Annotated in this window: 22 protein-coding genes and 2 pseudogenes; 15 read left to right on the plus strand and 9 right to left on the minus strand. The window is 68.3% G+C overall.

Annotation, left to right across the window (positions count from 1 at the left end; all coding sequences use genetic code 11):
* Positions 1 to 8 precede the first annotated feature (8 nt).
* Entirely contained in the window at positions 9 to 1673 is a 1665-nt protein-coding gene (locus BW730_RS05030; RefSeq protein ID WP_077685299.1) for an L-lactate permease, read from the minus strand.
* Between the two features lie 171 nt (positions 1674 to 1844).
* Here BW730_RS05030 and BW730_RS05035 point away from each other — a divergent pair, with 171 nt between their 5' ends.
* Positions 1845 to 2534 carry a FadR/GntR family transcriptional regulator gene (locus BW730_RS05035; RefSeq protein ID WP_077685300.1) on the plus strand — a complete coding sequence of 230 codons (690 nt, stop codon included), beginning with the start codon at positions 1845 to 1847 and terminating at the stop codon, positions 2532 to 2534.
* 21 nt (positions 2535 to 2555) lie between these two features.
* Here BW730_RS05035 and BW730_RS05040 read toward each other — a convergent pair whose 3' ends face one another.
* The 3 genes and pseudogenes from BW730_RS05040 to BW730_RS05050 form a co-directional block, all read right to left on the minus strand.
* Positions 2556 to 3047 (minus strand): beta-class carbonic anhydrase, encoded by a 492-nt coding sequence (locus BW730_RS05040; protein WP_077685301.1) that lies wholly within the window; start codon positions 3045 to 3047, stop codon positions 2556 to 2558.
* Between the two features lie 3 nt (positions 3048 to 3050).
* A complete protein-coding gene (locus BW730_RS05045; RefSeq protein ID WP_077685302.1) occupies positions 3051 to 5534 on the minus strand; it encodes a DNA gyrase/topoisomerase IV subunit A in 2484 nt (827 codons plus the stop codon).
* Positions 5535 to 5596: 62 nt separating this feature from the next.
* Positions 5597 to 6417: pseudogene (locus tag BW730_RS05050) on the minus strand (App1 family protein).
* Between the two features lie 264 nt (positions 6418 to 6681).
* On the opposite strand from BW730_RS05050, the gene BW730_RS05055 reads away from it, so the two are divergent.
* The 5 genes from BW730_RS05055 to BW730_RS05075 all read left to right on the plus strand — a co-directional run bounded on the left by BW730_RS05055 (position 6682) and on the right by BW730_RS05075 (position 10244).
* Entirely contained in the window at positions 6682 to 7245 is a 564-nt protein-coding gene (locus BW730_RS05055) for a DUF5998 family protein (RefSeq protein WP_226997078.1), read from the plus strand.
* Positions 7245 to 7595 carry an alkaline phosphatase family protein gene (locus BW730_RS05060; RefSeq protein WP_077685303.1) on the plus strand — a complete coding sequence of 117 codons (351 nt, stop codon included), beginning with the start codon at positions 7245 to 7247 and terminating at the stop codon, positions 7593 to 7595. Before BW730_RS05055 ends, BW730_RS05060 begins: the two co-directional genes overlap by 1 nt.
* Positions 7596 to 7842: 247 nt before the next feature.
* Positions 7843 to 8364 (plus strand): alkaline phosphatase family protein, encoded by a 522-nt coding sequence (locus tag BW730_RS05065; protein ID WP_077685304.1) that lies wholly within the window; start codon positions 7843 to 7845, stop codon positions 8362 to 8364.
* A gap of 61 nt (positions 8365 to 8425) precedes the next feature.
* Entirely contained in the window at positions 8426 to 9601 is a 1176-nt protein-coding gene (locus BW730_RS05070) for a glycosyltransferase (RefSeq protein WP_077685305.1), read from the plus strand.
* A 22-nt stretch (positions 9602 to 9623) separates the two neighbouring features.
* Positions 9624 to 10244, plus strand: coding sequence for a thymidine kinase (locus BW730_RS05075; RefSeq protein WP_237268021.1), 621 nt, complete (start codon positions 9624 to 9626; stop codon positions 10242 to 10244).
* Between the two features lie 154 nt (positions 10245 to 10398).
* On the opposite strand, the gene sepH is transcribed toward BW730_RS05075, so the two are convergent.
* Positions 10399 to 11349 (minus strand): septation protein SepH, encoded by a 951-nt coding sequence (sepH, locus tag BW730_RS05080; protein WP_077685307.1) that lies wholly within the window; start codon positions 11347 to 11349, stop codon positions 10399 to 10401.
* 178 nt (positions 11350 to 11527) lie between these two features.
* Between sepH and BW730_RS05085 the strand changes: the two genes are divergently transcribed.
* Positions 11528 to 11824, plus strand: coding sequence for a DUF4193 domain-containing protein (locus BW730_RS05085; RefSeq protein WP_077685308.1), 297 nt, complete (start codon positions 11528 to 11530; stop codon positions 11822 to 11824).
* A gap of 65 nt (positions 11825 to 11889) precedes the next feature.
* Here the strand turns inward: BW730_RS05085 and BW730_RS05090 are convergent, their stop codons facing one another.
* Positions 11890 to 12183, minus strand: a complete 294-nt coding sequence (locus BW730_RS05090; protein WP_077685309.1) for a DUF4235 domain-containing protein — start codon at positions 12181 to 12183, stop codon at positions 11890 to 11892.
* Positions 12184 to 12245: 62 nt separating this feature from the next.
* Here BW730_RS05090 and BW730_RS05095 point away from each other — a divergent pair, with 62 nt between their 5' ends.
* Genes BW730_RS05095 through BW730_RS05110 form a run of 4 tightly spaced genes read left to right on the plus strand, consistent with a single transcriptional unit; the run spans position 12246 to position 14220 of the window.
* Positions 12246 to 12692 carry a DUF3093 domain-containing protein gene (locus BW730_RS05095; RefSeq protein ID WP_077685310.1) on the plus strand — a complete coding sequence of 149 codons (447 nt, stop codon included), beginning with the start codon at positions 12246 to 12248 and terminating at the stop codon, positions 12690 to 12692.
* Positions 12689 to 13144, plus strand: coding sequence for a dUTP diphosphatase (dut, locus tag BW730_RS05100; RefSeq protein ID WP_077685311.1), 456 nt, complete (start codon positions 12689 to 12691; stop codon positions 13142 to 13144). Before BW730_RS05095 ends, dut begins: the two co-directional genes overlap by 4 nt.
* Positions 13141 to 13863 (plus strand): DUF3710 domain-containing protein, encoded by a 723-nt coding sequence (locus BW730_RS05105; RefSeq protein ID WP_226997080.1) that lies wholly within the window; start codon positions 13141 to 13143, stop codon positions 13861 to 13863. Before dut ends, BW730_RS05105 begins: the two co-directional genes overlap by 4 nt.
* Positions 13864 to 13866: 3 nt before the next feature.
* Positions 13867 to 14220, plus strand: a complete 354-nt coding sequence (locus BW730_RS05110; protein ID WP_077685312.1) for an OB-fold nucleic acid binding domain-containing protein — start codon at positions 13867 to 13869, stop codon at positions 14218 to 14220.
* 26 nt (positions 14221 to 14246) lie between these two features.
* Here the strand turns inward: BW730_RS05110 and BW730_RS05115 are convergent, their stop codons facing one another.
* Both BW730_RS05115 and BW730_RS05120 read right to left on the minus strand, forming a co-directional pair.
* A complete protein-coding gene (locus BW730_RS05115; protein ID WP_077685313.1) occupies positions 14247 to 14930 on the minus strand; it encodes a potassium channel family protein in 684 nt (227 codons plus the stop codon).
* Positions 14931 to 14940: 10 nt separating this feature from the next.
* Positions 14941 to 15633: a potassium channel family protein gene (locus tag BW730_RS05120; protein WP_193432363.1), complete on the minus strand. Its 693-nt coding sequence runs from the start codon at positions 15631 to 15633 to the stop codon at positions 14941 to 14943.
* A gap of 50 nt (positions 15634 to 15683) precedes the next feature.
* Between BW730_RS05120 and BW730_RS05125 the strand changes: the two genes are divergently transcribed.
* The 3 genes and pseudogenes from BW730_RS05125 (at position 15684) to acnA (ending at position 21589) form a co-directional block, all read left to right on the plus strand.
* Positions 15684 to 17678 carry an APC family permease gene (locus BW730_RS05125; protein WP_077685315.1) on the plus strand — a complete coding sequence of 665 codons (1995 nt, stop codon included), beginning with the start codon at positions 15684 to 15686 and terminating at the stop codon, positions 17676 to 17678.
* Complete coding sequence (locus BW730_RS05130) at positions 17675 to 18802, plus strand: class I SAM-dependent RNA methyltransferase (protein ID WP_077685316.1); 1128 nt, start codon at positions 17675 to 17677, stop codon at positions 18800 to 18802. The genes BW730_RS05125 and BW730_RS05130 overlap by 4 nt, the downstream gene beginning before the upstream one ends.
* 112 nt (positions 18803 to 18914) lie before the next feature.
* A pseudogene (acnA, locus tag BW730_RS05135) lies at positions 18915 to 21589 on the plus strand (aconitate hydratase AcnA).
* An 83-nt stretch (positions 21590 to 21672) separates the two neighbouring features.
* Here the strand turns inward: acnA and BW730_RS05140 are convergent.
* Entirely contained in the window at positions 21673 to 23025 is a 1353-nt protein-coding gene (locus BW730_RS05140) for an MFS transporter (protein WP_077685317.1), read from the minus strand.
* 207 nt (positions 23026 to 23232) lie between these two features.
* Between BW730_RS05140 and BW730_RS05145 the strand changes: the two genes are divergently transcribed.
* Positions 23233 to 23622, plus strand: a complete 390-nt coding sequence (locus BW730_RS05145) for a hypothetical protein (RefSeq protein WP_077685318.1) — start codon at positions 23233 to 23235, stop codon at positions 23620 to 23622.
* The last annotated feature ends 18 nt before the right edge of the window (positions 23623 to 23640 follow it).

The raw sequence follows: 23640 nt of genomic DNA on the forward strand, positions 1-23640 counted from the left end.
CTTGTGCGTCAGTTGAAGGTGGGGAGCATCCAGCTCAGCACCGGGGTGGACTGCAGGCCGATCAGCAGGCACAGGATGACGAGCATCCCCAGGCTCCACCAGATGACGCGGCGGAACAACTGGGACTCCGCACCAAGCAGACCGACGGCCGAGCAGGCGATGGCCAGGTTCTGTGGGCTGATCATCTTACCGACGACGCCGCCCGTGGTGTTGGCCGCGACGAGGAGGGTCGGGTCGAGCCCGACCTTGTCAGCGGTGGTCTGCTGCAGCGTTGCGAACAGCGCGTTGGCGGACGTGTCGGAACCGGTCACCGCGGTGCCGATCCAGCCGAGGATGGGGGAGAAGAAGGCGAACGCGGTGCCGACGCCCGCGATCCAGGTGCCGATGGTGATCGTCTGGCCCGACATGTTCATGACATAGGCAAGGGAGAGCACCGAGGCGATCGTGAGGGCGGACCAGCGCATCTTGTGGACCGTTGCCCACAGTTCGCCGACCATGTCCTTGAACGAGACGCGGTAGACCAGGCCGACGATGATGGCGGTGATGACGAGCAGCGTGCCCGGGCTCGAGAGCCACTGGAAGTTGTAGATGGCGGTGGTGGCTGGCTCGCCCGCGTTGTTGAGCAGGTTGCCGTAGAGGCCGGGCCACTTGATCTTGAGGTCGGTGCCCGCCAGGAAGCCGACCACCGCGGGGATGAGCTTGGCGGCCGAGAAGATCACGATGACAAGAAGGTAGGGGAACAGGGCCATGAAGATGCGGCCGCCGGTCAGTGCGCGGGCAGGTGTTGCGTCGGTCTCGGTGACGTCCTCGAGCTTCTCCTGGCTGCGCTCGGCCGCCAGACGCTCGAGGGCCTCCTCGCCGCCGGCGGGCTTCCAGAAGCGCAGGAACACGACGCCGACAGCGAGCGCGAACAGCGACGCGATGACGTCGGTCAGTTCGACCGACAGGTAGGTCGCGGAGACCCACTGGGCCACGGCGAACGACGCGCCGATCACAAGGGCCGCGGGCCAGACCTGCTTGAGGCCCTTCTTCCCGTCGGCGAGCAACACAAGAAGCAGCGGGACGAACAGGGCAAGCACGGGGGACTGGTGGCCGACGTAGGCGCCGATGTGGTGGTAGTCGATGCCGGTCAGGTTGCCCGCGGTGATGATCGGGATGGCGACGGCGCCGAAGGCGACAGGGGCGGTGTTGGCGAGCAGCACCACCATGGCGGCGCGGAACGCGGAGAAGCCGATCGACATCAGCATCACGCCGGTGATGGCGACGGGGGCACCGAAGCCGGCGAGGGCCTCCATCAGGCCGCCGAAGCAGAAGGCGATCAGGATCGCCAGGATGCGGGGATCGTCGGAGACGAGGCCGAAGGTGGCCCGCAGGTCCTCGAAGCGACCGGACACGACGGTCACCTGGTACAGCCAGATGGCGGTCAGCACGATCCAGGTGATCGGGAAGAGCCCGAAGACGGCGCCCTGAGTACCGGCCAGCAGCGCCATCCCCGCCGGCATCTTGAACGCGAAGATGGCCACCAGCAACGCGGTCGCCAACGAGGAGAGCCCCGCCCAGTGCGCCTTCCACTTCAGGACGCCGAGGGTGAAGAACATCACCAGGAGGGGGAGGAGAGCGACGAGGGCCGACAGCGTCAAACTGCCGAGCGGCTCGAGTTGAGGTGTGAACATGTATGGAACTCCGTTGTCCGTTTCTGCTGCCAACCGAAGGCTGGTCAGACCAAACCTAACACGCCCGAGCGTTCAGGTCAGACCAACCCCCGAATTGGGGTCGTCAGCAGGACACGCCGCTCGCGGACAGGCGTGTGCAAGGCCTTGGTGACATGGTCCACAATTGAGCACATGACAAGTGGGGTGGGTGGCTTCGAGGCGGTCCTCGATCATCTGACGACCGAGATTCTGGAGGGCCGGGTCGGCCCTGGCGACAGGCTGCTCAACGAGCGCGAACTCGCCGTCCAACTGGGCGCCAGTCGCAGCGCGGTCCGAGAGGCCATCAAGGTGCTCCAGGCGCAGGGCGTCGTCACCTCGCATACCGGCCCCGGCGGAGGCACCAGGGTCGGGGCGAACCAGGGCCCCGCGCTCGGACGGATGCTGAAACTGCACGTCGCCCTCGACGCGATCTCCTTCTCCGAGGTGACCGAGACGCGCGTGGTGTTGGAACGCGCCGCGGCGGTCGCGGCCGCGGAGCACCGCGACGACGAGTCCCTTGCGGAACTCGAGTCGATGTTGCAGCGGATGCGCGAGACCCAGGACGCCGCCGAGTTCAACGAGATCGACACGGCCTTCCATGTCGCGATCGCCCGGATCGGGGCGAACCGGCTGGTGCGCGACGTCACGATCGCGATCCGCGAGGCCGTGGCCAGCCCGATCCTCGCCGCCGAGAAGCGGCTTCCCGACTGGGAGGCGTTGCGCGGTCAACTCAACGTGGAACACACCGACATCCTGGACGCGCTACGCCTGGGAGATGGCGACCTGGCGGCCGAGCGTTGCGAGGCCCACATCCGGCAGGCCCACCGGGCACTGCTGCCCTGACGGCACGCCGGGCGTCGCGGCTCAGATGATCTGCTCGAGCAGGCCCGTGTCGACGTCGTACATGAAGCCGCCGATCTCGGCCCTTCCCGCGATCAACGGATGGGACTTGACCATCTCGACGTCCTCATGGACGCGGCGCATCTGATCGGGCGATGACCCGAACGTCATCCAGCTCGCCGTGACACCGTTGGCCTCAAGGATCTGCCGTCGCACGTCCTCGTCGGTGCCCTTGGCCATGGCGCAGCGGGTGTGCGGGATGATCATGATCCGGTCGACCTGAAGCAGTTGCACGCCAAGCACGCAGCCGTTCAGGACGGAGGTCGTCACGCGGCCGCCGGGGGACCGAAGGATCTTGGCGTCGCCGAGGTGAAGGCCCAGCATCGCGAGGGGCTCGATCCGCGAGTCCATGCAGGTCACGATCGCGACCCCGGCCCGTGCGACACCGTCGAAGTTCCCGTCGGTGAAGGTCGAGGCGTAGGTGGCGTTGTTGGCTAGCAGGTCGTCAAAGCTCATGTATCACTCCTCATCGAGGAGCGACTGTACTCCTGGGGTCAGGGCATCGGCGCTCTGACCATTTCGGCCTGCGAGCATCGTGATGGGCTGTGCGACGGGCGACCCGGACCCGTCGCGCCTGCCGTGCGCCGAGGGCAGATCCACGGGCGAACCGCTCGCGGCGGCGGCGACCACGGGGGCTCCACCGATCGCGGCGATCAGCAGCGTGTCCTCGCCCTTCAGGAAGCGGTGCGCCCGCACGCCACCGGTCGCCCGGCCCTTCGCCGGGTACTCCGACATCGGCGTCACCTTCGCGAGCCCGGTCTCGGTGCCTGGCAGCGAGTCGGACGAGCCGGAGACGGTGACCACCACGTCGGTGTCAGGATGGGCGGCCCCGAACCAGACGACCTTGGCGCCCGGAGACAGCTTGATGCCGGCGATGCCGCCGCCCGCACGGCCCTGGGGACGCACACCGGAGGCGGGGAAGTGGAGCAGTTGGGCATCGGTGCTGATGAACGCCAGATCGGCCTCGGGGTCGGTCAGTTCGACGGCGCCGATCAGTTGGTCGCCGTCGTCGAGACGGATCACGTCCCAGGTGTCCTTGCTCAGCAGTTCGGGGTTGACCCGCTTCACGATGCCCTGCTGGGTGCCGAGCGCCAGCCCCAGCGAATCGGGGTCGAGCGTCGTCAGGCCGATGGGTCGCTCACCCGGCTCGAGCGGCCACAGTTCGTGAGCGAGGCTGCCGCCTTGCAGGCTGGGCGCCGAGGCCGTCAGCGGCACGGTGGGCAGTTCGATGGCGCGGCAGCGCAGCAGGCGGCCGCGGTTGGTGACCACGCCGAACTCTCCCTGAGCCGTGATGGAGGCCTTGGCGATCACCACGTCGTGCGCGGAGCGGCCCTCGCCCGGCAGCGGCGCGAGCGTGTCGGTGCGGGCGACCAGCCCGCTGCCGCTCAGCAGCACCCAGCACGGGTCGTCTGGCACCTCGAGGGGCGCCTTCGCGGTGGTTGGCGCGCCGGAGGAGGCCAGCAGCACGGTGCGGCGCGGGGTGCCGAACTCCTTGGCGACCTGGGTCAGCTCCTCACCGACCAACCGGCGGAGCACGTCGTCGTTGTCGATGATGTCGCGCAGCCGGGCGATCTCGTCGGCGAGTTCCCCCGCCTCCTTCTCCAGTTCGATGGTGGAGTAGCGCGTCAGGCGCCGCAACTGCATGTCGAGGATGTAGTTGGCCTGCACCTCGGTCAGGTCGAAGGCGCCCATCAGCCGCTCGCGCGCCTGCCCGGCGTCGTCGGAGGTGCGGATGATCGCGATCACGTCGTCGATGTCGGCGATGGCCGTGATGAGGCCCCGGACCAGGTGCAGCCGGTCCTCGGCCTTGGCGAGCAGGAAGCGCGAGCGCCGCAGCGTCACCTCGAGGCGGTGCGCGAGGAAGACCTCGAGCATCTCCTTCAGTGTGAGGGTGCGCGGCTGGCCCTCGACGAGTGCCACGGCGTTGATCGCGAAGGTGTCCTCGAGTTTGGTGACCTTGAACAACTGCTCGAGCAGCGCCTCGGGGTTGATGCCGTTCTTGACCTCGATGACCAGCCGCATGCCGTTGGCGAGGTCGGTCAGGTCCTTGACGTCGGCGATGCCGGTGAGCTTCTTGTCGTCGACGCCCTTCTTGATCTGCTCGATGATCTTCTCGGGGCCGATCATGTACGGCAGTTCGGTGACGATGATGCCCATCCGCCGCGGCGAGACCTTCTCGATGCGGGTGGTGGCGCGGATCTTGAAGGTGCCGCGGCCGGTGGCGTAGGCGTCGCGGACGCCGTCGAGGCCGATGATCTTGCCGCCGGTCGGGAAGTCGGGGCCGGGGATGTGGCGCATCAACTCGTCGAGTTCGATGTCGGGCCGCTTGAGCAGTTGGTGCAGGGCCGCGACGACCTCGATCAGGTTGTGCGGTGCGATGTTGGTGGCCATGCCGACGGCGATGCCGGTGGCGCCGTTGACGAGCAGGTTGGGGATCGCGGCGGGGAGGACGACAGGCTCGGACTCCTTGCCGTCGTAGTTCGGCTTGAAGTCGACGGTGTCGTGGTCGAGGCCGCGGGTCATCGCCACCGCGGGGCTCGCCATCCTGCACTCGGTGTAACGCATCGCGGCGGGGCCCGCGTCGAGCGAGCCGAAGTTGCCGTGTCCGTCGATCAGGGGGAGGCGCACCGCCCAGGACTGACCCATCCGCACCAGGGCGTCGTAGATGGCGCCGTCGCCGTGGGGGTGCAGGAGGCCCATCACCTGGCCGACGACGCGGGCGCACTTGACGTGGCCGCGGTCGGGGCGGACCCCCATCTCGTCCATCGAGAAGAGGATGCGCCGCTGGACCGGCTTGAGGCCGTCGCGGGCATCGGGCAGCGCGCGGGAGTAGATGACCGAGTAGGCGTACTCGAGGAAGCTCGACTCCATCTCCTGCGTGACGTCGACGTCGAGGATGTGCTCCTCGTCGTTCACATCGTCATCGACGGTTGGCTTCGCCATGTACGTCTCCTCCTCCGGGATGGCAACCTGCCAAGGTTATCCCTCCACGGCGGGTCCACGCCTCAGGAGCGGGACCGTGTCTCGTCATCGAGCAGGTCGGGGAGTTGGTCGCCGAGGCCGTCGCCGTCGGGGGCCCTGACCTCCGGGGCGATGTCGGGGGACCACCGGTCGGCCGTATTGACCTCCATCGGGAGGCCGTGCGCCAGCGTGTGCTCGCCCGGCGTCAACTGCCGGATCGCCCGTGCCCGCACGTGTTCGGGCTGCAGCGAGGCGAACTCGGCGTACAGGTCGGGATCGTGCTGTCCGTCGTCCCCGACGAGCAGCCACTGGACGTTGGGTAGGTCGCGGGCCAGTTCGCGCAGCGCCCTGCGCTTGTGGTCGGTGCCGCTCCGGAACCAGCCGGTCTGCGTCGGGCCCCAGTCGGTGAGCAGGATCGCGCCCTGCGGGATGCCGTGGCGGGCCTGGAAGCGCTGGATCATCGGATAGGTGTTCCAGGCCCCGTCGAGACGAAGATGATGGGCGATCCGGGGTGTGCCGCCAGCAGGCGCTGGTAGAGCCTTGCCATCCCGGGGACCGCCTGGCGGGCCTGTTCGGTCACCACGAAGGAGTTCCACGCGGCCATCATGGGGCGGGGCAGCAGGGTCGACAAGATGGTGTCGTCGATGTCGCTGACGATGCCGAACGTGACGTCGTGGCCGATCACCTGCACGCTTGCCAGCGCGGAGGCGCCGCCGTCGCCCTCGAGCCGGACGGTGTGCCAGCCCGGCGGCAGCCCTGGGTTGTGGACCCGCACGTCGACGTAGCCGCCCCTGTCGGCCTTGACGGGGATCCGGGTCTCGCCGACCACGACGTTGACGGTCGCGTTGACGCGGGCCACGTTCATGAAGTTGCGCCAGCCGCGCCGGTACAGCAGCGCCTGCGCCGCCTGCACGATGCCAAGGTCTTCCGACGGGCGCAGCACCACGCGGGCCAGGATGCGCAACTGCTCGGGAGTGCCATATCCGGTGAACGCGAGGATGTTCTCCTTCCAGCCTCGGCGGAGCAGCACACGATTGACGAGACGGTTGAGCCTGTCCTCGATGCGGGCGGCGATGAAGGGGCGGGAGGCCATGGCTCAAACCTAACCCAGACATGCCATGATGGGCGGGTGAGCCAGTCCGCCAACTTCAACTCGACCTTGCCCGCCGAGCTCATCGCCGAGATCGCCGAGTGCGGGTTCTACCCGGATCTGGTCACCCAGACCACCCAGATGGGCATCGGTGGGCAGGAGCCGCTCGACTATCTCGTGCAGCACGAGGCGACGTTCGCGGGGCATGAACTTCACCGGCACCTGACCGTGCTGATCCGCACCGACCGCCAACTCGTCATCTGCCACGTCGACGAGGGCGAGGGCGGCCGTCCCGAGGCGCTGTCAACCGTTGAGTGCGTCGCCCTGCGCGCCGTCGACTCCGTTGTCGTGACCCGGTCGCTGAGCGACCCTGAGCAGCTCACCTCGCTCAGCGAGGCCTGGCTGACGATCGTGTGGGGCGCCGCGCGACGGATCGACCTTGGGCCTGCCTCCTGCGAGGACCCGACCTGCGAGGCCGACCACGGCTACACCGGCGTGATGCAGCCCGACGACATCACCGTACGGATGTCGCGCCAGGCAGACGGCGAGAACGCGCGGAGGCTCGTGGCGTTCGGCCTCCGGCTTCAGGGTGCGGTCGGCTGATGCATTCACAGTTCGTCGAGCCCCGCTACGAGGACCTGGCGCTCGTCAACGTCTTCCCGAGCGTCATCGCCCGGTTGGACGGCGAGCAACCCGTCATCGAGGTGCCCCGCGCCTCGAAGTACGTGGTGCTCCTGGTCGACGGCCTCGGCTGGCATCAACTGGGCGAACACCTCGACCACGCGGAGACGATGGGCGATGCACTGGCGGGGGCGCTCCGGCTGACCTGCTCGGTGCCCTCGACCACCGCGACCTCGCTGACCTCGCTCGGCACCGGCGTGCCAACGGGGAGCACGGCGTGGTCGGGTACAGCTTCTTCGAGCCGAGCGTGCAGCGCGTCATCAACGCCCTGACCTGGGAGGGCGGGCCGAGCGACGTCAAGGGCTTCGCGCAGGTGCCGACCGTCTTCCAGAGGCTCGCCTCCGTGGGCCGCGGCAGTGGGGCCGTCACCCTCGACCGCTTCGCGGGCAGCGCGCTGACCAGGCTCGCATTCGCGGGCACCACCCACTTCCCGGTCTCGGCGGAGGGGCGCCGGAGCACTTCTCGGCGCTGGTCACCGACGCGCTCCGCAGCGCCGACGTCGTCTACTGCTACGAGCGGATGCTCGACCACGACGGCCACGGCTACGGCGTCGGCTCGTGGCAGTGGCTCGACCGGCTGGGAGCCGTCGACGACACGATCGCCCACCTCGTCGAGACCCTTCCCGCGGATGTGTGCCTGCTCGTCACCGGAGATCACGGGATGGTCAACGTGCCGCAGGCCTCCCGCATCGTCATCGAGGAGGAGCCCCGCCTCACGGGCCATTCGCTGGTCGGCGGAGAGCCGCGGTTCCGGCACGTCTACGGGGACTCGCCGCGCGAGATCGCCTGGGCGTGGGAGTCGGTTCTCGGCGAACGGGCCATGGTGCTGCGCCGCGAGGAGGCCATCGAGGCCGGCTGGTTCGGCCCGCGTGTGACGGGGGTCAGCCAGTCGCGGATCGGCGACGTGGTCGCTGCCATGCATCACGACTTCGCCGCGATGAGCACCGCGACGCCCGGCGAGTTCGGGCTGGTCGGCATGCACGGGTCCTTGACTGCCGCCGAGATGGAGGTCCCGCTCCTCGCCTTTGGTGGGACCCGGTGAGCCTGCGCATCGCGATCATCATCGACGACTTCTTCCCGGCCTCCGGGGGATCGGCCGATCGGTGCAGACGCAGTTGGAGGAGTTGACGGCGATGGGTCACGAGGTGACCCTGATCGCCCCTGATCGCCACCTGCAGAAACCGAGGCTCGGGCGGATCATCGAATGCCCGACCATCTACCTCGAGGGGCTGCCCGCGCACCTCAGCGTGCTGCACTGCAGCGACCGGCGCGCGAAGCTGATCTCGTCTGTCGCCGACTTCGACGTCGTGCACAGCCAGACGGAGCGGGGCGCGCTGGTGCTCGGCGCCAGGATCGCCCGGCTGCAGAACATCCCACACCTGCACACCTTCCACGCCAACATCGCGGGAACGCACCAGACCGTCCGCGGCGCGTTCTTCGGCACACTCAGCTACCGACTGCTGGTGCTGCCTGCCCTGCGCGGCGCGACCCAGCAGGACACCCCACCCGCCAAGCTGCCCTCCGCGCGGCACGAGACGGGCGGCCTTGCTGCCCGCACGGACTGGAAGTCGTTCGCGCAGATCGCACAGCGCGTCGACGCCTACACGGTGCCGTCGCCGTTCATGCGCGACCTGATCGACGAGGCGGCCGGAGAGCGGCTGCCAAGCTACGTCGTGCCGACCGGCTACAACCGCGGCATGCTCGACGCCATCGGCGAGACGCAGCGGGAACGGGAGGGCCCCCGCGTCCGGTTCCTGTCGATCGGGCGGCTCGCCAAGGAGAAGCGCCTCGACGTGCTCATCAAGGCGTTCCGCGCCGCGGACCTGCCTGACGCCGAACTGGTGATCGTCGGCGACGGGGATCAGCGCGACCCGCTGAAGAGGCTCGCAGCCGGGGCCGACAACATCGACTTCCGCTGGCACCTGTCGTCGCTCTCCGCGATCGCCTACGAGTTGGTCAACGCCGACGCGCTGGTGCTCAGCTCCTACCGGTTCGACTCGCAGGGCCTCGTCATCTCCGAGGCCGTCGCTGCGGGGCTTCCGGTGATGTACTGCGACGGTCGCCTCACCGTCGGGACCTCCCCGGAAAGCGCGCTGCTGACCGGCCCGGACGTCAAGTCCATGGCCCGCGGCTTCGTCGCGATGATGGACCCGGCGAAACGTCGCGCGATGTCGGCCGCCTCTGCCAAGCTGTTACCCGACCTGAGCCCCGAGCGGACCGCCGAGCGGTACGTGGCGGCCTACCACGACCTCATCGAGGAAAGGACCACGAGTGGCTGAACTGGTCTTCCACACCGGCCCGATGGACTGCGGCAAGTCGACGCTCGCGCTGCAGTTGGACCACATCCAGTCCACGCACGGGCGGCGTGGAAGGGTGTTCACCTCGCAGGACAGGGCTGGGGAGGGCAAGATCACCTCGCGGCTCGGGTTGAGCACCGACGCGATCGAGGTGACCGACGACTTCGACCTGTGGCGCTACGTCATCGGGGAGCTGACCACCGGGCAGCGCGTCGACTACATCGTGTGCGACGAGGCGCAGTTCTACACGTCCGAGCACATCGACCAGTTGGCGAGGATCGTCGACGAACTGCAGTTGGACGTCTACGCCTTCGGCATCCTGTCCGACTTCCGAACCCACCTGTTCCCCGGCTCGCAGCGCCTCGTCGAGTTGGCCGACCGCGTGGAGAGCCTGCCGCTTGGGCCGCTGTGCTGGTGCGGCGCCCGCGGCACGCACAACGCCCGCACGCTCGACGGGATCATGGTGACCGAGGGCAGCAGGGTGGTGGTCGGCGACACCGTCACCGGGGGAGAGGTGCGCTACGAGGTGTTGTGCAGGGCGCACCACCGCCGCAGGATGACGGCCACGAGGGCAAAGGCGACCCTGTCGCCCGACCCGCTGCCGTTCGACCCCGAGAACTTCTGAGGCGCCGCGCCGGGGTCCCTGTGGGGCGCGGCGCGGGGTTGGCGTTGAGCAGCATTTGATGCTCGTTGACGCTTGCGCTGAGCGTTCACAGCACGGTCGAGTTGCGACTGCTGCTCAACGCCAGACGAGGCCACGTGCGGCCTGGATCGGACGGCTACTTGGTGGGGCCGCCGAACATGATCTCGTCCCACGAGGGGACCTTCGCGCGCCGCTTGCGCGGCTTGGCGGGCTTCTTCGGCTCGTCGTCGCTCTCGACCAGGGCGTCCTGCGTCGGCTCCTCTGGCGTCTCGTCGACGACCGGTGCCTGCTCTGCCGGCTGAGCGGTCTCCTCGCGCACGATGGTGTGCTCGTCGTCGAGGTCGTCGACCTCGTCGGGGTCGGTCAGCGACACCTCACGGGTCGGTTCGTCGGCCTCCGGGTCGGGAGCCTCGACGATCGCCTCGCGGGCCTCGTACAGCACCGGGTCGAGGATGCCGGTGTAGATCCGGACCGAGTCCTCGCTGATCCCGCTCAACATGTCGTAGAGCCGGTCCAGTTGCGACGTGTCCTCGTTGCCCTCATGCATCAGGTTGGAGACAGGGACGTCGTCGCCCGGCTTCTCCGTCTCGGGGCGACTGACGGCCCGCACGAGGGCGAGTTCGTCGTCGAAGTCGACGGTGTTCTCCTCCTCGGGCCGCGCGCCGGGGGCCTCCTCGCCGATCATCCAGCGGGCGTCGGCGTTGTCGGCGAGCGAGAAGCGCGCCTTGGGGTCGTAGACGAACTCGGCCTCCCGGGCCTCGATCTCCCCACCGAGCGTCGCGACAACTCGCCACTTCAGGTCGGCCTGCCGCCAGGCGTCCCACGTGACGCCCTCGGAGTCGATGCCGCGCGAGCGGAGCCGTTGCGTGATCAGGTCGCCGAGCCGACGGTGGCTGCCCGCCTCGCCGCGCCTGCGGATCGTGGCGGTCTGGGCGGCCCCTGCGATGTGTTCGCGTTCGGCCAGGACGGGGCCGGCGAAGGCCTCGATCCGATCGAGATCCATCCCCGATTCGCTCGCGACGTCGTCAACGGAGGCACCGGCACGGATCCGTGACTGGATCTCGCGTGGGCTCAGAGCGTTGTCCATGATTCCTCGTCCGTGTGCGCTGGCTGAATGGGCACAACCTACCAGCGCTAGGTACAACGATGCCGGAGGCGCTTGCGGGCCGACGCACAATGGCCTGGTTCAGCGACGGGCCGGTGCGTCAGGTTGGCCCGAGATGTGATACACATGTGCCCGTCGCGGCGAAGAAAGGACGAAACGGATGGCAACTGACTACGATGCACCCCGCAAGACCGACGAGGAGATGAGCGAGGATTCGCTCGAAGAACTCAAGTCGCGCCGAAACGACAAGAACTCCGGCAAGGTCGACGAGGACGAGGTCGAGGCGGCCGAATCCTTCGAGCTTCCAGGAGCGGACCTGTCGCATGAGGAACTCACCGTACGGGTCCTGCCTCGTCAGGCGAACGAGTTCACCTGCGCATCGTGCTTCCTCGTGAAGTCGATGAGCCAACTGGCCGAGACGCGCGGCAAACTGCAGTACTGCGTCGACTGCGTCTAGAGCCACAGCACACGGAAAAACCGGCGGGAAACTTCCCGCCGGTTTTTCGTTGCCTCATGGGCGGCTCAGAAGTCGAGCTTGTTGCGCAGCTTGCCGGGCGCGGTGTGCTCGAAGTTCTTCAGCCAGCGGTTCTGCACCAGCCGGTTCATCATGAGCTGGGTCATCCCGACGCCGAGACCACTGGCCGCCGCCCAGATCAGGGCCTGCTTGAGCGGGGTCTCCGGGTCGTTGGGATCCGGTGGGGCGTCACCCGTGGACACCTCCCACAGCTTGGTCACGAGTTTCTGCGCCACAATCGTGGTGACGGCGCCGATCGCGCCCGCGTAGATCTTCCACATCAGCTTTTCGCTGGCTGCCATCGATGTTCCTCTCACCGTTACCCGTCTGAAGAACATTATGCCCAACGGGCTAAGGTGCATTAGTGACCTACTCGGAACGGCTGCACATTCCCTGGTGGTGGATGCTGATCGGCCTGCTGTTCGCGGGCAGCCTCGCGGTTGCCGTGCTGGCCTACGTCCACCTGCAGATCGGGATCGCCGTCAGCGTCCTGATCATGCTGGCGGTGCTGCTGACGCTGGTCGCCTACTCCCGCACCCGCGTCACGGTCGACGCCGACGGCCTGACGGCCGGCCGGTACCGCCTCGGACACCCCTACATCGCGGCGGCCACCGCCCTGGATGGTGAGCAGGCGCGGGCCGCTCTCGGCCCCGACGCCGATCACCGCGCCTTCCTGTTCACCCGGCCGTTCCTGTCTTCGCTTGTGCGCGTCGACCTTGACGATCCGGCCGATCCGCACCCGTACTGGCTCGTCAGCACCCGCCACCCGGAACGGCTGGCCGACGCGCTGCGCCAGGAGGCCACGTCATGATCATCGACACGCTCGCCGCCGACGCCCATCTGCCCGGGTACGCACAGCCCGGCGACGCGGGGGCCGACCTGCGCAGCACCGAGGACGTGGTGCTCGAACCCGGCCAGCGTCGCCTGGTCGGCACCGGTGTCGCCCTCGCGATCCCCGCGGGCCACGTCGGGCTCGTCACGCCCCGCTCGGGCCTCGCAGCGAAGGCTGGCCTCAGCATCGTCAACTCTCCCGGGGTCATCGACTCCGGTTATCGCGGCGAGATCAAGGTCTGCCTGATCAACCTCGACCCGCACACGCCGATCACGTTGGCGGCGGGCGACCGGATCGCGCAACTGCTGATCGTGCCGTTCGTGACGGCCACGTTCACCCCCGTGGCGTCGCTCGATGCGACGGTGCGCGGTGCGGGTGGCTATGGTTCTACCGGCGGTTTCACCCGCCACATCGTGGAGGAAGCGCAGTGATTTTCGGACGCAAGAAGCAAAACGCCAAGGAAGAGGCCGTCGAGACGGTCGAGGTCGCCGAGGAGGCGAGCGTCGACGAAGAGGCCCCGAAGGCCGAGGAGGCTCCCGAACTGAGCGAACCGGAGGCGCAGGCACGTGCCTGGGACGACGAGTTCGACCGTGAGGAGGGCCCCTTCGACATCGCCGAGGTGGATCTCGAGGCCGACGAGGACGACGTCACGAGGCTCGACCTCGGCAGCATCATCGTCACGCCATTCGAGGGGATGACGATCCAGCTTCAGGTCAACAGGGACACCAACGTCGTCCAGTCGATCCTGGTCGGCGACGGCGAGTCCGGCCTCGAGGTCGCGGCCTTCGCCGGCCCCACCAAGTCGTCGATGATCCCCGAGATCCGCGAGGAGATCATCAAGGCGACCGCGCAGCAGCAGGGGCAGATCGCCGTGTCCCAGGGCCCGTTCGGCTCCGAACTGCGCCGGGCGCTTCCCGTGAAGGACCCCAACGGCAACGCCGCAACCCACCTGTCGCGCACCTGGATGGTGTCCGGCCCCGGCTGGCTGCTGCGGGGTGTGCTGCTCGGCAAGGCCACGTTCGAGCCCGAGAACGAGGACGCGCAGGTCGCGCTGTTCGAGTTCTTCAGCAACATCGTGGTGCGCCGCGGCACCGCCCCTGTCGCACCGGGAAGCCTGCTTCCCATGAAGGTTCCAGAGGCGGAGGGCTGAGCGGTGTCCGATGGATCGCTCGGTTCCCGGCTGCGTCGGTTCTTCGCCTCGCACGAGGAGTTGGAGGCCGCGGAGTTGCGGGAGCAGTCGGTCGACTGCGGTGCTGAGACACTGGCCTCCGCCAAGCCCCGCTCACGGGTGACGCTGCGCGGCACCATCACGTCCCTGACCTCTGACGCCAAGAACGGCTGGCTCGAGGCCGAGGTGACCGACGGGACGGGCACCGTCCGGCTGGTCTGGATGGGTCGCGACCACATCCAGTGCCTCATCCCCGGACGACACGTGCGGATCGTTGGGCGGCTCGCGTCCGAGGACGGTAAGCCCGTCATCTACAACCCGGACTTCGAGCTGCTCTGACGCCCGCCCGGCATCAGCGCCAGGGCTCAGAAGCTGGCGGGCCCGTCGTCCTCGTCGGGGTTGAGCATCGCGGCAAGCTCGGGCTCGGCCTCCTGCGTCACAACGAACAGCAGTTCGTCGTCCGCCTCGAACGCGCGGTCCCGCTCCGGCGTGAGCGGAATGGAGTCGCGGATGATCGCCACCAGCACCGCGTCCACCGGGAAAGCGATGTCGCGCACCCGTCGTCCGACCATCCAGCCCTCGTCGGGGAGCGTCACCTCCGATAGGTGCGCCGTCGACTTCTTGAACGTCAGCAGCCGCACCAGGTCGCCGGTGGAGACCGCCTCCTCGACGAGCGCCGACATCAGCCTCGGCGTCGACACCGACACGTCGACGCCCCACTGCGCGTCGAACATCCACTCGTTGCCCGGGTGGTTGACGCGCGCGACGGTGCGGGGGACCCCGAACTCCGTCTTGGCGAGCAGCGAGTAGACCAGGTTGGCCTTGTCGTCACCGGTGGCGGCGATCGACACGTCGTAGTTCTCGAGCTCGGCGTCCTCGAGGCTCTGCAGTTCGCAGGCGTCGGCCTCGAGCCACTGAGCACCCGGCACCGAGTCGGGCTTGATGGCGGCCCTGTCCTTGTCGATGAGCAGGGCCTGATGCCCGTTGGCGATCAACTCGCGGGCGATCGAGCGTCCGACGTTGCCTGCCCCTGCGATGCACACGCGCATCCCGGTGTCCTTACTGCTTCTCTGGCGGGTTGGCGAACAGCGTCTCGATCTCGTCGGTGCGATCCGTCATGCACGCGACGTAGATGAGGTCGCCGTCCTGGTAGATCGTCTCGCGGTCGGGGACGATGCCACGGCCGACCCGCAACACGAACGGGATGGGGGCGTCGGCGTCGCGCGAGAGGTCGCGGATCTTCCTGCCGACCCAGCCGCTGTGCACATGGACCTGCAGCAGGCGGGCGTCGCCGGTCGGGTCGCGCCAGACAGGCTCGCTCCCCTGGGGCAGCAGCCGTCGCAGCACCTGCATCACCGTCCAGCGCACCGTGGCGACCGTCGGGATGCCGAGCCGCTCGTAGACGGCGGCGCGGCCCTGGTCGTAGATCCGGGCGACCACGTTCTCGATGTGGTAGATCTCGCGCACCACGCGGGCGGCGAGGATGTTGGAGTTGTCACCGGAGGAGACGGCGGCGAACGCGTCGGCGCGGCGGATGCCTGCCTCCTCGAGCACCTGCCTGTCGAAGCCGACCCCCTTGACGGTGGTGCCGTGGAAATCGTTGCCGAGGCGGCGGAAGGCATCGACGTTGACGTCGATGACGGCGACGCTGTGGCCCCGCTTCTCCAGCCCCTTCGCGAGCATGGCGCCGACGCGCCCGCAGCCCATGATGACGATGTGCACCAGGCTCCTCCTTCGATGTCTGCCGAACATAGCATCGATGCGGCCATGACTTTCGCCCCGGCAAGGTCTACCGTGGGCGCGTGAAAATCTTCTCGGGGATCAAGCGTCTCCTGTTCGGGCGTCGGCTCGCCAACGCCCAAATGGGGGAGACGCTGCTGCCCAAGCGCATCGCGCTGCCCGTGTTCGCTTCGGACGCTCTCAGCTCGGTCGCCTACGCCCCTGACGAGATCCTGATCACCTTGTCCCTTGCGGGCATGGCCGGCTTCATCTTCTCGTGGGAGATCGGCCTGGCCGTGGGCGTGGTCGTGGCCGTGGTGGTCATGTCCTACCGGCAGACGGTCTACGCCTATCCGAGCGGCGGCGGCGACTATGAGGTGGCCAAGGAGAACCTCGGCCGGTTCGCGGGCCTCACGGTCGCGTCGTCGCTGATGGTCGACTATGTGCTGACGGTGGCGGTGTCGGTCTCCGCGGGCGTCATCAACGCCAAGGCGATGCTGCCCTTCCTGCAGGACCATGAGGCCTGGACGGCGGTCGTCGTGATCGTGTTCCTGACCATCATGAACCTGCGCGGCGTCCGCGAATCGGGCGCCGCGTTCGCGATCCCCACCTACGTGTTCATGGCCTCGATGATCGTGATGGTCGCCATCGGCCTTTTCCGCATCTTCGCGCTCGACCAGACGCTGCTCAGCGAGACGGCGAACCTGACGGTGGTGCGGGAGGACGGGGTCGAGAACATCGCGGGCTGGGCGCTGGTTGCGATCCTCGCGCGCGCCTTCTCGTCCGGCTGTGCGGCGCTCACCGGCGTCGAGGCCATCAGCAACGGCGTGCCCGCGTTCAAGCCGCCGAAGAGCCGCAACGCCTCCCGGGTGCTCGGCATGCTCGGCGTGCTCGCGATCACCATGCTGCTCGGCATCATCGCGCTGGCGAACCTGACGAAGGTGCACCTGATCGATGAGCTGACCGGCACGCACTATGTCGACGAGGTGGGCAACACCATCCACTCGGCGGCCACCACCGTCACCGGACAGCTCGCCCGCGTGGTGTTCATGGACTGGTTCGAGCCGGGCTTCTACGTCGTGGTCACCGCCACGATGCTGATCCTGTTCCTGGCCGCCAACACCGCATTCAACGGCTTCCCCTCGCTCGCGTCGATCCTGGCGCGCGACGGCTACCTGCCCCGCCAGTTGCACACCCGCGGCGACCGCTTGGCGTTCTCCAACGGCATCGTGATGCTCGCGGCCGCCGCCATCGCGCTGGTGCTGATCTTCAACGCCTCGGTCACCGCACTGATCCAGCTGTACGTCGTCGGCGTGTTCATCTCCTTCACCCTCGGCCAGATCGGCATGGTCAAGCACTGGACCACGGCGCTGAAGACCGAACAGGAGCCCGAGAAGCGCACCAAGATGAAGCGCTCGCGGGTGATCAACTTCGTCGGCGCCACCCTGACCGGCATCGTCCTTGTCATCGTCCTGATCTCGAAGTTCACCCACGGCGCCTACCTCGCGATCGTCGCGATGGGTGTCACCTTCGCGCTGATGCTTGCGATCTCCAACCACTACCTGGCCGTCGAGCGCGAGGTCGCGCTGACGCCGGACTCCGACCGGGCGCTGCCGAGCCGGGTGCGCTCGGTGATCCTGGTGCAGCAGGTGAACCTGCCGACGGTCAAGGCCATCGCGTTCGCACGGGCCACCCGACCCACCACCCTGACGGCCGTCACGGTCGCCATCGACGACGACCAGGTCGAACAGATCATCGACCAGTGGGAGGCGGAGGACTTCGGCATCCCGCTGAAGGTGATCGCCTCCCCGTACCGCGAGATCACCGGACCGTTCATCAAGTACGTCGCGAAGCTGCGCACCGAGAACCCGCGCGACGTGGTGAGCGTCTACATCCCCGAGTTCGTCGTCGGCCATTGGTGGGAGCAGTTGCTGCACAACCAGACGGCGCTGGTGATCCGGACCCGGCTCCACTTCATGCAGGGAGTCATGGTGACCTCGGTTCCGTACCAGCTCAAGAGTTCCGACGCGCGCAAGGAGCGGGCCAAGGAGGCGGCCCGCCGCCAGGTGCGCGGATGACCAGGGCACTGAGGCTCGGAGGGGTCGCGCACGGGGGCTTCGTGGTCGCGCGCGACGAGGAGAAGGTCGTCTTCGTCACCGGCGGCCTGCCGGGGGAGTTGGCCACCGTCGAGATCACAGAGCGCGGCAAGCGCTTCGACCGGGGCCGCGTCGTCGAGGTGCTCGAGCCCGCCGCAGGCCGGATCGAGCCGCCGTGCCCGATCGCGGGGGAGTGCGGCGGCTGCGACTGGCAGTTTGCCGACCAGGAGACCCAACTCGACCTCAAGACCGCCGTGGTCGCCGAACAGTTGCGGCGCCTCGCGGGCATCGAGTGGGATGGCCGCGTCGAGGCGGTCCCCGGCGGGTTGACCGGATGGCGGACGCGGCTCAGGTTCGCCGTCGACGGCAGGGGACGGCTCGGCTTCCGTGCCCGCAGGTCGCACCAGGTGATCCCGCTTCCCGAGCAGGGCTGCCTGATCGCGGCCGATCCGCCATACGACGAGGCCCGCGAGGTCGCCGAGCCCGGCCAGGAGGTGATCGTCGCGATCGGCACCGACTCGGCCACCAGCCTCGGCCCGAGGCTCGGCATCGGCGACGACCCGGTGCACGAACGGGTGCTGGGTCGCGACTTCGATGTCGACGCGGACGGCTTCTGGCAGGTCCACCGCGAGGCCCCGGAGACGCTGACCCGCGCCGTCCTCGACGGGCTGGATCCGCGTCGGGGCGAGTCGGCGCTCGACCTGTACTGCGGCGTCGGGCTGTTCGCAGGCGCGCTCGTCGACGCCGGCTGCGACGTGCTCGGCGTGGAGTCCGGGCGACGCGCGGTCGCCCAGGCGCGCCGCAACGTGCCCCAGGCGAGGTTCAGCGCGGCCCCGCTTGAGCGCGCGCTGCACGACCTGCCCGGCTCGGTTGACCTGGTCGTGCTCGACCCGCCGCGCAAGGGCGCTGGAGCCTCCGTGGTCCGCGCTGTCGCCGCCGCCGGCCCGCGCGCGGTCGCCTACGTCGCCTGCGACCCGTCGGCACTTGCCCGTGACCTGGCCTATTTCGCCGAGCAGGGCTACGCGCCGACGTCGATCAGGGGCTTCGACCTGTTCCCGATGACCCAGCACATCGAGTGCGTCGCGATCCTGATGCCCCAGGGATAGACCCCCTCGTTGGCCCTAGGATGGGCCTTGTCCGGCGATGCCGCCCTCCGCGCCTCAACGTGGTATCTTGATGTCAAGAGACTTCGCGGGTCGTCAACGAGAAGGAGTATTGATGAGCGTCAACAGTTTCGGGGCCAAGTCCAGCCTCGACGTCCAGGGCACCGAGTACGAGATCTTCCGGCTCGACGCCGTGCCGGGGTCCGAGAAGTTGCCCTTCAGCCTGAAGGTTCTGCTCGAGAACCTGCTGCGCACCGAAGACGGCGCCAACATCACCAAGGAGGACATCGAGTTCCTCGGTAACTGGGATCCGAACGCGGAGCCCGACCACGAGATCCAGTTCACGCCCGCTCGCGTGATCATGCAGGACTTCACCGGCGTCCCGTGTGTTGTCGACCTGGCCACCATGCGTGAGGCCGTCATCGGGCTCGGCGGCGACCCGGACAAGGTCAACCCGCTCTCGCCCGCCGAGATGGTCATCGACCACTCCGTGATCGCGGAGGTCTTCGGCACCGCGAGCGCGTTCCAGCAGAACACCGACATCGAGTACCAGCGCAACCGCGAGCGCTACCAGTTCCTCCGCTGGGGCCAGACGGCGTTCGACAACTTCAAGGTCGTCCCCCGGGCACCGGCATCGTGCACCAGGTCAACATCGAGCACCTGGCGCGCGTGATCTTCCCGCGCACCGTCGACGGCGTGCTGCAGGCCTACCCGGACACCTGCGTCGGCACCGACTCGCACACCACGATGGTCAACGGCCTCGGCGTGGTCGGCTGGGGCGTCGGCGGCATCGAGGCAGAGGCGGCCATGCTCGGCCAGCCCGTGTCGATGCTGATCCCGCGCGTGGTCGGCTTCAAGCTCAAGGGCAAGCTCAACGAGGGCACCACCGCAACCGACCTCGTCCTCACCATCACCGAGATGCTGCGCCAGCACAAGGTGGTCGGCAAGTTCGTCGAGTTCTACGGAGAGGGCGTCGCGGAGGTCCCGTTGGCCAACCGCGCGACCATCGGCAACATGAGCCCCGAGTACGGCTCGACCATCGCGATCTTCCCGATCGACGACAAGACAAGCGACTACCTGCGCCTGACCGGCCGCGACGAGGAGCAGATCGCCCTCGTGGAGGCCTACGCCAAGGCGCAGGGCATGTGGCACGACGCCGCGCACGAGCCCACCTTCTCCGAGTACATCGAACTGGACCTGTCGACGGTCGTGCCGTCGATCGCCGGCCCGAAGCGTCCGCAGGACCGGATCAAGCTGAGCGAGGCCAAGACGAACTTCGAGGAGAACGTGCCGGCCTATGCGGCCGACCCCGCGAAGGTCGTGCCCGTCACGCTCGCCGACGGCACCTCGTTCGACCTGACCAACGGCGCCGTCACGGTGGCCTCGATCACGTCGTGCACCAACACGTCGAACCCGAGCGTCATGATCGGCGCAGCGCTGCTGGCGAAGAAGGCGGTCGAGAAGGGCCTCAACCGCAAGCCGTGGGTCAAGACGTCGCTCGCCCCCGGCTCGCAGGTCGTCACCGACTACTACGAGAAGGCCGGCCTGACGGAGTACCTCGACAAGATCGGCTTCAACCTGGTCGGCTACGGCTGTGTCACCTGCATCGGCAACACCGGCCCGCTGATCCCCGAGATCTCCAAGGCCGTCAACGACGAGGACATGGCGGTCACCGCCGTGCTGTCAGGCAACCGCAACTTCGAGGGTCGCATCAGCCCCGACGTGAAGATGAACTACCTCGCCTCGCCGATGCTGGTCATCGCCTACGCGCTGGCGGGCACCATGGACATCGACATCCTCAACGACCCGCTCGCGACGAACGAGGCTGGCGAGGACGTCTACCTCAAGGACATCTGGCCGTCGCAGGCCGAGATTGAGCAGGTCGTCGGCTCGTCGATCTCCTCCGACATGTTCACGGAGCGTTACGCGGACGTGTTCACAGGAGACGAGCGCTGGCGCTCGCTCCCCACCCCGGAGGGCAACACCTTCGAGTGGGACGACGCGTCGACCTACGTGCGTAAGGGCCCGTACTTCGACGGGATGCCGGTCGAGCCCGAGCCGGTCACCGACGTCGTCGGCGCCCGCGTGCTGCTCAAGCTGGGCGACTCGGTCACCACCGACCACATCTCGCCTGCCGGCAACATCAAGGCCGACTCGCCCGCCGGCCTGTACCTGGCCGAGCACGGTGTCGAGCGTCGCGACTTCAACTCCTACGGCTCGCGCCGTGGCAACCACGAGGTCATGATCCGCGGCACGTTCGCCAACATCCGGCTCCGCAACCAGATCGCGCCTGGCACCGAGGGCGGCTTCACCCGCGACTTCACGCTGCCCGACGCGCCCATCACCACCGTCTTCGACGCGTCGGTGAGCTACGAGGAGGAGGGCACCCCGCTCGTCGTGCTCGCTGGCAAGGAGTACGGCTCCGGCTCGTCGCGTGACTGGGCGGCCAAGGGGACTGCGCTGCTCGGCGTGCGCGTCGTGATAGCCGAGAGCTACGAGCGCATCCACCGCTCGAACCTGATCGGCATGGGCGTGCTTCCGCTGCAGTTCCCCGACGGCCAGACGGCCGACTCGCTCGGCCTGACGGGCGAGGAGAGCTTCGCGGTCCAGGGCGTCACGGCGCTCAACGACGGCGTGACCCCGAAGACCATGAAGGTGATCGCTGTCAAGCCCGACGGCTCCGAGGTGACCTTCGACGCCATCGTGCGCATCGACACCCCCGGGGAGCGTGCGTACTACGTCAACGGCGGCATCATGCAGTACGTGCTGAGGAACCTGGCCAAGGCCTGATCCTCCGCAGACAGAACCGGCCGCGCTCTTCTCGGGGCGCGGCCGGTTCGTCGTTGTCGGGGAGTGCTGGGGCTCCCGCCGGGTCAGCGGTCGTCGAGGGCGGTGCCTCGCTTGTCGACGAGGCCCCAGGCGGCGACAGCAGCGATGACGAAGAAGGCGGCGAACACGATGAACATCGTCGAGACGCCGAGCGCCAGCAGCGCGGGCACGCAGAGCGGGGCGATGATCGAGGCGATCCGGCCGACACCCGCGGACCAGCCCGAGCCAGTGCCGCGCAGCGAGGTGGGGTACATCTCCGGGGAGACGGCGTACAGCGCGCCCCAGGCGCCCAGGTTGAAGAACGACAGGGCCATGCCGGTGCCGATGATGGCCGCCTCGCCGGAGGCGGACCCGAACGCGACGGCGGAGGCCGCGGAGCCGACCAGGAACAGCGAGAGGGTCGGACGGCGCCCCCAGGCCTCGATCAGCCAGGCGGCAAGCGCGTAGCCGGGCAGTTGGGCGAGCGTGATGATCAAGGTGAAGCCGAAGGACTGGACGAGCGGGTAGCCCTTACCGACGAGGATGGTGGGGATCCAGATGAAGGCGCCGTAGTAGCCGAAGTTCACGCAGAACCAGGCCAGCCACAGGCTGAGGGTGCGCAGCCGGAACTCCGGGCTCCACAGGGCGCCGAGCCGCTGCGTCGCCGTCTGTGCGACCACCGGGGGAGCCTGTGCCGAGGTGTCGTCGACGACGTCTGGGCTCGCGACCCCCGCGGAGGCCTCGAACTGCCGCACGATGGTCTCCGCCTCGGCGTGGCGGCCGCGGCGCTCGAGCCAGCGGGCCGACTCGGGAAGGCCCCACCGCACGGCGAGCGCGTAGGCAGCCGGGATCGCACCGATCGCGAAGGCCCACCGCCACCCGTTGTCCGAGGTGGGGATCACGAAGTAGCCGATCAGCGCGGCGGCGGTCCAGCCGACCGCCCAGAACGCCTCGAGGATGACGATGATGCGGCCGCGCATCCGGGCGGGGGCGAACTCGCTGACGTAGGTCGAGGCGACCGGCAGTTCGGCGCCGAGGCCGAGGCCGACGAAGAAGCGCAGCACCAGCAACAGCGCGAGGCCGCCAACGAGCGCGCTCGCGCCGGTCGCCAGGCCGTAGATCAGCAGGGTCACGGCGAAGATGTGGCGCCTGCCGAAGCGGTCGGCGAGCAGGCCGCCGACGCTTGCGCCGATGGCCATGCCGACGAAGCCGATCGAGGCGATCCAGGACTTCTCGGTGGTGGTGAGGTCCCATTGGGTGGCGAGGGCCGCGATGATGAACGAGATGAGGCCGACGTCCATGGCATCGAGTGCCCAGCCGACCCCTGACCCGGTGAGCACCTTGAGGTGACGTCGGGTGAAGGGGAGGCGGTCGAGTCGCTCGGAGCGGGTCTCCGGGGTACCGGCTGTCGCAGTCATGTCGTCATATTAACGATAAGTGGTCCAGGTCCCCGCATCGCCCGCCTGTCGGTCGGGTGGTTGCATGAGCATGTTTGGTTGCTCGTTGCCGAAATCGACCCCTGTTAGCGCTTGCAGCAGGAACGAGTTACCAAACATGCTCAAGGGCGGGGTCCTGGCCGCGGCGACGGCTTTACTTTGTCGGACCCCTGGCCTGTAATAGAACACATGTTCGACGATGATGAAGTGATCCGGGTCTACGTTCCGCCAGGCTGGCCCGGCTCGGTGCGGCCGCCCGGGTCGCCCGGCTGGCTCGCCTCCGCGGAGGCGTTCCTGCTCGACGTGTGTCCCTCCGAGTACCGCGGCTACCAGGTGCTGAGGCGTCATCCTGTGGTGCTCGCGAAGCTGGCGCAGGAGTTCGTGGCGTCGCAGTTGATGGCCACCCGCTCGGGTCTGTCCGACGTACGCACCTCGCTGTCCGGCTTCGTCGACACGGCGACGGTCGACCAGACGGCGGGCGTGCTGCAGCAGGAGGAGGCGAGGCTGACGCGGGTCGCGCGCGGCGTCGACCTGGTCGACCAGGCGCTGCGTGACGTTCGCTTCGTGAAGAAGCTCTGACCGGGTGCCGGGCCGCCT

The organism is Tessaracoccus aquimaris (assembly GCF_001997345.1).
GTDB classification, from domain to species: Bacteria; Actinomycetota; Actinomycetes; order Propionibacteriales; family Propionibacteriaceae; genus Arachnia; species Arachnia aquimaris.